Source organism: Desulfosporosinus sp. I2 (assembly GCF_000960765.1).
Taxonomy (GTDB): Bacteria; Bacillota; Desulfitobacteriia; order Desulfitobacteriales; family Desulfitobacteriaceae; genus Desulfosporosinus.
In genome coordinates this window covers 1-9904 of sequence record NZ_JYNH01000166.1, presented here as the reverse complement: position 1 = coordinate 9904, position 9904 = coordinate 1, and the positions used below count along the sequence as shown (strand labels likewise).

Sequence of the window (9904 nt, the reverse complement as noted above, 5' to 3'; positions counted from 1 at the left end):
GGCAAAGGCCCCGTAAAGCCCCAGGCAAAAGAGCATCGCTCCCACCAGAAGATAGGTCGATAGTCCAACACTGAAGTTACTGAAATTACTTAAATAATTCATTTGCTCGCCTTCACTCCCTTCGCCAAGATCACCGCTCCGACTAAGGCCATGGTGAGCAAGACTGCGGCGGCTTCGAATGGAATCATAAACTTCGTGAGAAGTAACAGTGAAATATCGGTAGCCGAACCTCCGCCCGTCCACGGTGTCGGCAAAATACGCCAGTCTGTATTCGTGAAGACAACCACGGCAATCGTGAGAAACATCAAGGTCGAGATGAGCGCTCCCCAGCCCCAAACCTTGTTATCCGGATTGCTTGCACTGATGTCTCCTCGTAAGGTCAACATCACTGCGAAGACCACCATGATGGCGATGCCTCCCGTATAGATCAGTAACTGGACTGCCGCTAAATAGTCGGCATTCAAGAGAACGTATAGCACCGCAACGCCTGAAAAGGAAAGGGCTAGATAGAGCGCGCTATGCATAATATTCTTCGAAGTGACAACACCCCAAGCAGATGCAATCGCCAGGATTGCAAAGATGAAGAAAACTATTGTACCCACGCTTACTCCACCTTCCCACTTGGCGTATTCGATTGCTTGGAACGCGCAATCAAATCCCAAACTAATTCTTCACGATGATAGACTGCATTCTCAAATTCTTGGGAGAGTTTAAGGGCGCCAGTCGGGCAGGATTGCGTACATAATCCACACAAAAGACAGCGACCCATGTTCATCTCGTAAGTCTTTAATGTTTTCCTGTTTTTCTCATCCTTTTCGCTGGTTAGATTAATAACTTGATTCGGACAAGCGTTTACACAAAGCCCGCAAGCAATACATTTTTCAGGTTCAAGAACCATGGAACTCCTTGTACGGGAGGGAAGCTTCGGCTTAAATTCAGGATAATATTCTGTAAGATTAGGTTCGAGGAAACGTTTGATCGTGATACCCAAGCCTTTTATTAAACCTTCACCAAACACTCTTTTACCCTCCAATCCGCGCAATGAGCAACTCATAGACATAAATACCTATACCTGTTAAGAAGATATTCACCAAAGCCAAGGGAAGCAAGATCTTCCAAGCAAAATGCATAAGATGATCGATTCTCATTCGGACAAACGTCCAACGAATCCACATCATTAAGAAAATCACTAACCATATTTTAAGAATAAACCATAGCCACCCCGGCAGAAATCCAGGGCCGTACCAACCACCCAGGAACATCGTAACAGCGATTGCCGATGTGGCGACCACATTACCGTATTCGGCTAGCATAAACAGTCCCCACCTAAGTCCGGAGTACTCCGTGAAAGGCCCGGCGACGATCTCCTGTTCCCCTTGAATTTGATCAAAAGGAGCCCTATTTGTCTCAGCAATCCCGGCTATCAAGTAGATTATAAAAGCTAAAGGTTGCAGGAAAACAAACGGGATGGTTTCCTGTGCTTCGATAATGGCGGATAGGTTAAAGGTCTGAGTAATCATGATGACGCCAAGTAAAGAAAAGAGCAACGGAATTTCATAACTTATCATTTGGGCTACCGCTCGCAACCCCCCTAGTAAGGAATATTTATTATTGGATGCCCATCCGGCCATCAGCATTGCCAATGTTGACAGTGATGAAATTGCAAAGAAGTAAAATATTCCTAAATCAAGATCGATGGCCACCATTCCCTTACCGAAGGGAATCACGCCAAATACCATCAAGGTAACTCCTACGAGCATCATTGGAGCCATTTTAAAGAAGAATTTATCGACGTTAGCAGGCGTAATATCCTCCTTACCCAACATTTTCACCGCATCGGCAATAAATTGGAACCAGCCGTGTGGCCCAAGCCGATTGGGCCCGGATCTCTGTGATACCCAGTGGGCAAATTTGCGTTCCACCAAACTCAGAAACAAAGCTGCGACGACCATAATCAAAAAGAGTATAATAAACGCAATAATATTAATCGTCAAATCAGCACTAAACGAGTGGGAATCTGCAAACAATCCACGGATTGCGGCCGCAATATTTACAAACAGATTGTTTAAAGCGTCCATCTTCTTCTCCCCTCATTAGAAACTTCTTACTTATCCACTTCCCCTAAAACAAGATCCATCGATGCGAAAATAGTCACAAGATCTTGTATCTTCCAGCCTTTAACAATAGCATCAAGCATTTGAACATTAACAAACGCTCCGGTACGAATACGAACTCGAGCTGGTTTGGTCGTCCCATTACTGACAATGTACCAACCCATTTCTCCCTTAGGGTTCTCAACTCGATGATAAACTTTGCTGACTGGCGGCTTAATCACCTTCGGAACCTTGGCCATCACAGGCCCTGCTGGGATATCCCTGAAAGCCTGTTCGATAATCTTTTTGCTCTCTTGAATCTCAAGAAGCCGAATAAAGTGCCGGTCATAAGTATCGCAGCCATACAACACCGGAATCTTGAAATCAAACCTGTCGTAAATGCTGTAAGGCTCGGCTTTACGCACATCATACTGTACTCCTGAGGCCCGTAGATTTGCCCCCGTTATCAGCAGATTTTCTGCCAATTCCTTCGGGAGAATCCCGACACTTTTCATCCGTGATTGAGCAATCTCATTACCGAAAAAGATACCATAGTATTCCTCCATCATCTCTGGCATATCCTCGAGAAAACTTTTAAGGGCTGGCATAAATTCATCCGGAACATCATGACTGACCCCGCCGATTCGAACGAAGTTTGGAGTCATGCGATTGCCCGCTGTCATCTCAAAAAAGTCGAGAATCCGCTCGCGATCACGGAAACAATAACTCCAGGGAGTCCAGCCGCTAATATCTAAAGACCCACTCGCGATCATGACTAAGTGACTGGCAATCCGCCCCAATTCCGCGAAGATTACACGGAGGTACTCAGCTCGCTCTGGCACTTCTATTTCCATCAATTTTTCAACTGCTTGGACGTAACCAAGACTGTTATGCGGACCTGCCAGATAATCTAAGCGGTCTGTATACGGAATAAACTGAGTATAAGTTCGACTTTCGGCCATTTTTTCCAAACCACGATGGAGATACCCAATTTTAGGTTCAACTTTAGTGACAACTTCTCCATCCAAATGGACCACCATGCGGAACACGCCATGCGTACTCGGGTGTTGGGGGCCCATGTTTATAGAGTACTCTTGAGTTCCTTCAATCGTCATAGTTTCCCCACCTCTATTCCCCTTCTTTTCTTACTCGCATAACAGCACGTTGTTCATGACTCTCAACAACATAATCTTTCCGCATTGGATGCCCTTCAAAATCATCCCACATATAGATACGCTTCAAATTTGGATGTCCTCTAAATTGTATGCCGAACATATCAAAGGCTTCACGCTCTAAAAAGTCTGCCCCCTTCCAGAGGGGAGTAGCTGAGTCTATCACAGGATTGTCTCGTTCAACTCTGGCTATAATCCGTAGACGCTGGGGACCACGAAGACTGGATAATTGGTAAACAACTTCGAGGTGATCCTCCAGATCCATGCCACATAGGTCATGCAGAAAATCACACGGAACATCCGCAAAGTTCTTAGCACTAGTTAATGCTTCTACGGCATACCGGTCATTAACCGTTAATTCGAGTTCGCCAAGGCTCTCTTCAACTTCTCCGTTAACCCTGACTGCCAGCTCGCCCACTCGGGCTCTTAAACTATCACTTACCATATTTAATTAACCTCGCCTTAGTAGGATTTTGTATCTTCTGTTTAAGTTGCAGCATCCCAAAAATCAAGGATTCCGGCCTCGGTGGGCATCCCGGTATATAGACATCGATTGGAATTATACTGTCCGCCCCCGGTACGACAGCATAGGAATCTGCAAATGGCCCCCCCGAACAGGCACAATTGCCCATGGCAATAGCCCATTTAGGCTCTGGCATTTGATCATAGATACGCCGCGCTACTGGAGCCATTTTTCTTGTCAAAGTTCCTGCCACAATCATTAAATCAGCTTGTCTCGGTGAGGCCTGGAACACCTCATAACCAAACCGAGATAAGTCATAACGAGGATTTCCTGATGACGCCATCTCAATAGCACAACAAGCCAGACCGAATGAAGCTGGCCAAAAAGAATGCACTCGACCCCAGTTTAAAAACTTTTCAATGCCGGTTAGCAAAATATTTTTTTCAGCCATAGCCTCAGCATCGCGTAGCTCTTTCTCCTTTTTTACATCCAATCCAAAGCACCTTCCTTCCAAGCGTACCAAAAACCAATGATCAGAATAATCATAAAGACAAACATTTCAACGAAGGCGAAGGTTCCTAATTTACGAAACGTCAATGCCCAAGGATATAAAAAGATGGTTTCTACACTAAATACGGCGAAGACAATGGCATATAGAAAGTAGTTACTCTTAAATCCAACCCAGGCCTTACCAATCGGTTCATTGCCACATTCATAACTTGTCAGCTTTTCCTTATGCGGTTTATGGGGTGCCAACAAATGAACCACCGTCATCACTACGATCGGTAAACCGACTGCAAACGCAAGCAACAGTCCCACAGCAGCAAAATTGTCCGACATGACTTCCCCCCTTTCGAATCTATGATTGTGACTTATTTCCTATTGTGTCACATCGTCTAGCCTTATTCTTGCCTCCCTTCACTCCTCCCCTCCAACCAACGTTAAGCTCTTGCCAATATCAGTCTTGGCCCTTAAATTGTCCATACACTACTCCCTCTGAAGTTCTATGTCAGGGAGTAGTGCAATTAGAACCTTGCTTCTGACGTTCAATCAGTCGGAATGCTGGCTCCGGATTCTCACTGCTTATGAACAATAGTTTGATAAAAAGTTCATCTCGTAAAGGCCTTGGTTTTGTAGCCGGTTCCTGGAGCCAACGCTCTAGCTCTTGGACTCCTTTTACTAATATCGTACACTTTTTTGTCTGGTCGGGAATCTTGCTCTTCTTCAGTGCCACTTACGAAACCATCCTTTTCCAGCCTGTCAAGTGTCGTATAAATTTGTCCATAATTAAGGTTCCAAAAGTTTCCTATTCGCTCATCAAAAATACTCTTAAGTTCATATCCATGGCGTGGGGCTTCCTTAATAATTCCTAAGATTGCGTGTTTAACCGGCATGACTAATTACTCTCCTTAGCATTCTGTTTATTAATTATGTAAGAGTTTATCCATTATCCTTGTTTTACTCCGAACGCAACACTTTAACCGGATCAACCTTTGAAGCCAAGCAGGCGGGGTAGATGGTGCTGAGGCTAACTATCAAAGCCATTCCAAACGATCCCGCACTAAGGCTGGTGGCAGACCTGGTTCCAAGGTTAAGTAGATATGATCAAGAGAGTTGTCACCCCAGTACCGTATGTAGTCTTGGCGGTTCATATACACAACTCTCCGTCTCTCTAGCTAATAGTATATATATTGCAAATAGTATATAACTAGTGAGTATGGACTTCAATATGTATTTCCAAAATTTGTGAGTAGTGATGATCATCGCATGCCTGGCACACCAAAAAAATGACTCAGCTTAAGAACTAAGCTGAGTCATCTTATCTCAATGATATTATGTCATTGTCATGTCTTATTAAGGCTTTAGTCCAGCAAGTCGCATTAAATCAACATTCGCTTCTGTATGCCCAAGACGCTCCAGTACTCCCATAGGCTTAGCCCTCAACGGGAAAATATGGCCTGGGCGTCGGAGATTATCTGGGCATGCATGATCTGCAGTCGCCGCTTTCACAGTTGCAACGGTCAGCAGCTGACACGCCTGTAGTAACACCGCTTGTTGCTTCGATCGAGACAGTAAATGGAGTCTGAAAACTACTTGTGTTGTGACGATACCACTGCCTTCTCGAATTAGCATGGATTTATTTCTTGCCAGAAACCGTCTTATACGGCCAACGTATAATACCGCCCAAATCAAAAACTTGAGTATAACCCTGCTTCAATAACATCTTTACAGCAGCCCTACTCCGATTCCCACTCCTACAGTAGAAAAAAATAGTGGCTTGTTTGTTGGGCAATTTCTTGCTAGCTTCCTTTGCAAGAATATTTAAAGGAATCAAAGTACTTCCGGGAATGTGCTTCTCAATATATTCCTCCCGGGTTCTAACATCTAAAAGAATGATCCCCTTTTCCAGATCTAATCTCTTTTTTGCTGCAGAGGGTTCAATCTTATACTTTTTAAGTTCCCCTGAGCCCTTCATATAGACCCAAATTACAAGTAAGCCAACTACGACAATGATTGTGCTTGTGATATTCTGGTTCATGCATTCATTCCTTTCTGAAAAATTCAGCGAGAATCCCCTATACCCTCCGGTGGTATATGAGTATTGTAAGGTGCACATAGGCCTTCTGTCAATTGTAATGTTTACGGACTCATCTAATTTTGTTACTATGATATACGAGTCTTCACAAAGGAGCGAAGCCCTTAATCCATAGGGCTTCGCTCCTTTACTCAATTCCTTTGATCAAAATCCGATTCTTTTCTTGTTCGTTTTGTTCGTTTTGTTCGTTTTGTTCGTTTTGTTCACACTCGTTGTACTCATCGGCGTAGCTCTGTCCCCATTTACACATTGTATCTAAAATGGGTAAAAGACTCTTTCCGGCTTGAGTCAGAGAATACTCAACTTTAGGAGGTATTTCTGTATAAATAAATCTCTTGACCAATCCACTAACTTCCAGCTCTCTAAGCTGTTGAGTTAACATTTTCGCTGTGACCTTGGGCAGGATTCTTCTCAATTCACTATATCTTAAGGTTATATCACCTAAATGCCAGAGTATAAGTGCTTTCCATTTCCCACCGATAAGGTCTAACGTCAATTCCATTGAACACTGGTACTCATTATTTTTAAACTTAATCATTTTTCATCTCACTCCTTATAAACAATTGTCTTGATTTAGGTGAGGTTTTTAAACTCCATCAGAATTTTAAAGATGTTATCCAGAAGTATTGTGGTATACAAATGGATACTATAGTACAAAAAGGTACGTACTTGTTAGTTGCTATTATATTGTATATTATTATGTTTGACAATTACTTTAAACTAATTCTTACAATAAGGAGTGTTCAAAATAATGAAAGTTGTAGCCTTTAACGGAAGTCCGAGAGCAAATGGCAATACTGCTCAGAGCCTCAAAATCGTCTTGGCAGAATTAACACAGGAGGGTATTGAGACGGAAATCGTCCAATTGGGTGGACGTAAAGTCTTTGGTTGTTTAGCGTGTGGAAAATGCCGTGAAACTAAGGATAACCGCTGCTCACGCAAAGATGATGAAATGAATACTTTCATTCAGAAAATTGAAGAGGCCGATGGAATCATTATCGGTTCCCCCACCTATTTCAGTAATGTGAGTTCAGAAGTTAAGGCCCTGATTGATCGTTGCGGTTATGTAGCCAAATCTAACGGGGGGCAATGTTAAAAGGAAAGGTAGGGGCATCCGTCGTTTCAGCCCGCAGAGCGGGCTCAACCTTTACTTACTCTGCCATTAACTTCTTTTTTGGCATAGCTGAAATGATTATTTGCAGTTCGAATTACTGGAACCTGACCTTATCCCGTGATCCAGGTGATGTTCAGAAGGATGCTGAAGGCATTCAGACTTTCCAAACCCTTGGGAAAAACATGGCCAAGCTTTTAAAACAGGTAAGGTAACGCATAACTGCCATGCTATTTGCACATTTTAATCAAAGCTAGTAATTCAATAGCGAAACGACCAGTAATTTCGAAAGAAGGCGGTTCCATGACCCAAAAATTATTATATGTTAAAGCCAATCCGAAAGCTGATTCAGATTCACACACTTCAACCTTAGCCAATGTTTTTGTACAAGAGTATCAAAAAAGTAATCCCGATTGTGAAATTATAACCTTAGATCTCTATAAAGAAGGTATTCAACCACTGGATGCTGATACTTTGACGAAAATGTTTGGAGGGGAGAAAAATAAGGCCTACGACTATGCCCAACAATTTGCGAGCGCTGATAGATACGTGATCGCGGCACCGATGTGGAACCTTAGTATTCCCTCAATCCTTAAGGTTTATATTGATTATATCTCCTATGTTGGAGTTTCCTTTAAATACACAGAATCAGGGCCCATTGGATTGCTTTCAGATAAGCCACGTAAAGCACTGCATGTAAGTTCAAGGGGTGGGATGTACAGTGAGGGGCCAGCCAAAGCATATGACCTAGATGATCAGTATATCAGAACTATTCTTGGTTTCTTTGGCATAACTCAGGTGGAATCCCTATTCTTAGAGCAAACGGGAATCTTACAAGGAGATGCTTTAAAAGCTGCGATCGACCAAAGCCATCAAACTGCACGAACTATGGCAGCTAATTTCTGAGCATCGGACTTCCCAGTCATCAATAAACGGTTGCCTTAGTTGCAATTTTTTACATTCCCACTTTGCTTTTATAACAACAAAAAACAAGCGTCCTCTTTCAATATGAAGGAGGACGCTTGTAGATAAATAGCTAGATGCCGTGATAGCCAAGTGTCCTAAAGCATGAACAGCGGAAAGGACTTTACAGATAGTTATACTTTCTAGGTGGCGATAAAAGGAGCGAGCCCTAAGATTTTCTTAGAGCTCGCTCTTAACGTTCTTAGCCTCGACCGCAATTAAAGCTTTTCTGCAAGTTAGTATAAAGAATTTCGAATGTAAAATAATATCCTTATAATACTGAAATTATGGAAGGTGCAATTTATTATGGATGAAGGTTTAGTGGTTATTGTCAGAGCTATAATTGGTTTTTTCTCGCTTCTCATTTTTGCAAGAATCATTGGAAAAGAACAAATAAGCCAGCTTAATCTTTTTGATTATGTACTCGGGATTACCATTGGTTCCATTGCAGCTACCTTAACAACCGATTTATCCAGTCGGGCGTGGCCACATTGGGTAGGCCTTGTAACCTGGTGTGTATTAGGATACATGATGGATATGATATCCTCAAAGTGGAGATATGCATCTAAAGTTTTAGAAGGGGAACCAACTATTGTCATCATGAATGGCAAGATCATGGAGAATGTTTTAAGGAAAATGAAATATAGGATATCTGAGATTTTAGAACTTCTCAGGAACAAAGGAGTCTTTGACGTGACCCAAGTTGATTTTGCCATTATAGAACCCAATGGTCAGATCTCAGTCTTATTAAAGCCGGAAAACCAGCCTTTAACTCCCAAGGACATGAATATTGTGGTTTCCCCCACAGGAATAAGTACAGAATTAGTTTACGATGGAATTATTATCGAAGAAAATCTAAGACAACTTAACAAAGACAAACCGTGGCTGCTTGAGGAGCTCAAAAAGCAGGGAATTCGTGATATATCAGAGGTTTTTTTGGTAACCTTAAATCCTGCAGGAAGTTTGTATGTAGACAAGTACGAGGACCATCTTAAAAAGATTACTGATATTGGTGATTATAAGGGACCATACTAAGGAGATGATTAAATGAGAAAGTTTTTGGTGATAGCTATTCCAATCGTCACCCTAGTTTTCTTTGTTCTGGTCATGCTAAGTGGGGATATTTTAAAACAATCTTTAGGAAGAGATGATAATATCCCCCAATCCATTGAAACCATTATCCAAGATGTCTCTCATGACGATTGGGAAGCTGCTACTAAAAATACCGATAATTTAAATAAAGTATGGGATAAAGTCATCACAAGAGTACAATTTAGTTCAGAGCGTGATGAAATTAATGCTTTTACAATGAATATTGCAAGACTTAGGGGTGGTATTCAAGCTAAAGATAAACCAATTGCATTAGCTGAATTAAGTGAGGCCTATGAGCATTGGAAACAACTCGGCAAATAAGTTACATATTAAATAACTGTTCAGTTCATTGGACATCGCAGCGACTGGGGAAAGCCCTCCCCACTTCGACTTTCAATCTTACGGATCGCACCG

13 protein-coding genes and 3 pseudogenes are annotated in these 9904 nt (G+C 42.3%); 4 read left to right on the top strand and 12 right to left on the bottom strand.

Features of this window, described 5'->3' with window-relative positions:
- The 12 genes and pseudogenes from UF75_RS27660 to UF75_RS22640 form a co-directional block, all read right to left on the bottom strand.
- Positions 1-102 (bottom strand): annotated as a pseudogene (locus UF75_RS27660) (NADH-quinone oxidoreductase subunit K); the annotation flags it as partial.
- A complete protein-coding gene (locus UF75_RS22690) occupies positions 99-602 on the bottom strand; it encodes an NADH-quinone oxidoreductase subunit J (protein ID WP_082075299.1) in 504 nt (167 codons plus the stop codon). The gene UF75_RS22690 and the pseudogene UF75_RS27660, both read right to left, overlap by 4 nt.
- A 2-nt stretch (positions 603-604) precedes the next feature.
- Positions 605-1018: an NADH-quinone oxidoreductase subunit I gene (locus UF75_RS22685; protein WP_045576806.1), complete on the bottom strand. Its 414-nt coding sequence runs from the start codon at positions 1016-1018 to the stop codon at positions 605-607.
- A 4-nt stretch (positions 1019-1022) separates the two neighbouring features.
- Complete coding sequence (gene nuoH, locus UF75_RS22680; RefSeq protein ID WP_045576805.1) at positions 1023-2078, bottom strand: NADH-quinone oxidoreductase subunit NuoH; 1056 nt, start codon at positions 2076-2078, stop codon at positions 1023-1025.
- Between the two features lie 26 nt (positions 2079-2104).
- On the bottom strand, positions 2105-3208 hold the full coding sequence (locus UF75_RS22675) for an NADH-quinone oxidoreductase subunit D (RefSeq protein ID WP_045576804.1): 1104 nt from the start codon (positions 3206-3208) through the stop codon (positions 2105-2107).
- 13 nt (positions 3209-3221) lie between these two features.
- A complete protein-coding gene (locus tag UF75_RS22670) occupies positions 3222-3710 on the bottom strand; it encodes an NADH-quinone oxidoreductase subunit C (RefSeq protein ID WP_045576803.1) in 489 nt (162 codons plus the stop codon).
- Positions 3700-4221, bottom strand: a complete 522-nt coding sequence (locus UF75_RS22665; protein WP_045576802.1) for an NADH-quinone oxidoreductase subunit B — start codon at positions 4219-4221, stop codon at positions 3700-3702. The genes UF75_RS22670 and UF75_RS22665 overlap by 11 nt, the downstream gene beginning before the upstream one ends.
- Positions 4212-4568, bottom strand: coding sequence for an NADH-quinone oxidoreductase subunit A (locus UF75_RS22660; protein ID WP_045576801.1), 357 nt, complete (start codon positions 4566-4568; stop codon positions 4212-4214). Before UF75_RS22660 ends, UF75_RS22665 begins: the two co-directional genes overlap by 10 nt.
- 269 nt (positions 4569-4837) lie before the next feature.
- Positions 4838-5122 carry a PadR family transcriptional regulator gene (locus UF75_RS22655; RefSeq protein ID WP_242860391.1) on the bottom strand — a complete coding sequence of 95 codons (285 nt, stop codon included), beginning with the start codon at positions 5120-5122 and terminating at the stop codon, positions 4838-4840.
- 472 nt (positions 5123-5594) lie between these two features.
- Positions 5595-5832: pseudogene (locus UF75_RS22650) on the bottom strand (3,4-dihydroxy-2-butanone-4-phosphate synthase); the annotation flags it as partial.
- A 33-nt stretch (positions 5833-5865) separates the two neighbouring features.
- Positions 5866-6267, bottom strand: coding sequence for a rhodanese-like domain-containing protein (locus tag UF75_RS22645; protein WP_045576800.1), 402 nt, complete (start codon positions 6265-6267; stop codon positions 5866-5868).
- Positions 6268-6451: 184 nt separating this feature from the next.
- Entirely contained in the window at positions 6452-6862 is a 411-nt protein-coding gene (locus UF75_RS22640) for a helix-turn-helix domain-containing protein (protein WP_045576799.1), read from the bottom strand.
- Between the two features lie 213 nt (positions 6863-7075).
- Between UF75_RS22640 and UF75_RS22635 the strand changes: the two are divergent.
- From UF75_RS22635 to UF75_RS22620, 4 genes and pseudogenes are all read left to right on the top strand, one after another.
- Positions 7076-7650 (top strand): annotated as a pseudogene (locus tag UF75_RS22635) (flavodoxin family protein).
- Between the two features lie 88 nt (positions 7651-7738).
- The gene (locus UF75_RS22630; RefSeq protein WP_045576798.1) at positions 7739-8341 is read left to right on the top strand and encodes an NAD(P)H-dependent oxidoreductase; all 603 of its coding nucleotides are present in this window, start codon (positions 7739-7741) and stop codon (positions 8339-8341) included.
- A gap of 363 nt (positions 8342-8704) precedes the next feature.
- Positions 8705-9433 (top strand): DUF421 domain-containing protein, encoded by a 729-nt coding sequence (locus UF75_RS22625; RefSeq protein ID WP_045576797.1) that lies wholly within the window; start codon positions 8705-8707, stop codon positions 9431-9433.
- 12 nt (positions 9434-9445) lie between these two features.
- Positions 9446-9811 (top strand): DUF4363 family protein, encoded by a 366-nt coding sequence (locus UF75_RS22620; RefSeq protein WP_045576796.1) that lies wholly within the window; start codon positions 9446-9448, stop codon positions 9809-9811.
- The last annotated feature ends 93 nt before the right edge of the window (positions 9812-9904 follow it).

Coding starts and splice junctions, on each gene's coding strand:
- nuoH (WP_045576805.1), bottom strand. CDS start 2,078: ATGGACGCTTTAAACAATCTGTTTGTAAATATTGCGGCCGCAATCCGT.
- UF75_RS22675 (WP_045576804.1), bottom strand. CDS start 3,208: ATGACGATTGAAGGAACTCAAGAGTACTCTATAAACATGGGCCCCCAA.
- UF75_RS22670 (WP_045576803.1), bottom strand. CDS start 3,710: ATGGTAAGTGATAGTTTAAGAGCCCGAGTGGGCGAGCTGGCAGTCAGG.
- UF75_RS22660 (WP_045576801.1), bottom strand. CDS start 4,568: ATGTCGGACAATTTTGCTGCTGTGGGACTGTTGCTTGCGTTTGCAGTC.
- UF75_RS22655 (WP_242860391.1), bottom strand. CDS start 5,122: ATGCCGGTTAAACACGCAATCTTAGGAATTATTAAGGAAGCCCCACGC.
- UF75_RS22645 (WP_045576800.1), bottom strand. CDS start 6,267: ATGAACCAGAATATCACAAGCACAATCATTGTCGTAGTTGGCTTACTT.
- UF75_RS22640 (WP_045576799.1), bottom strand. CDS start 6,862: ATGATTAAGTTTAAAAATAATGAGTACCAGTGTTCAATGGAATTGACG.
- UF75_RS22630 (WP_045576798.1), top strand. CDS start 7,739: ATGACCCAAAAATTATTATATGTTAAAGCCAATCCGAAAGCTGATTCA.
- UF75_RS22625 (WP_045576797.1), top strand. CDS start 8,705: ATGGATGAAGGTTTAGTGGTTATTGTCAGAGCTATAATTGGTTTTTTC.
- UF75_RS22620 (WP_045576796.1), top strand. CDS start 9,446: ATGAGAAAGTTTTTGGTGATAGCTATTCCAATCGTCACCCTAGTTTTC.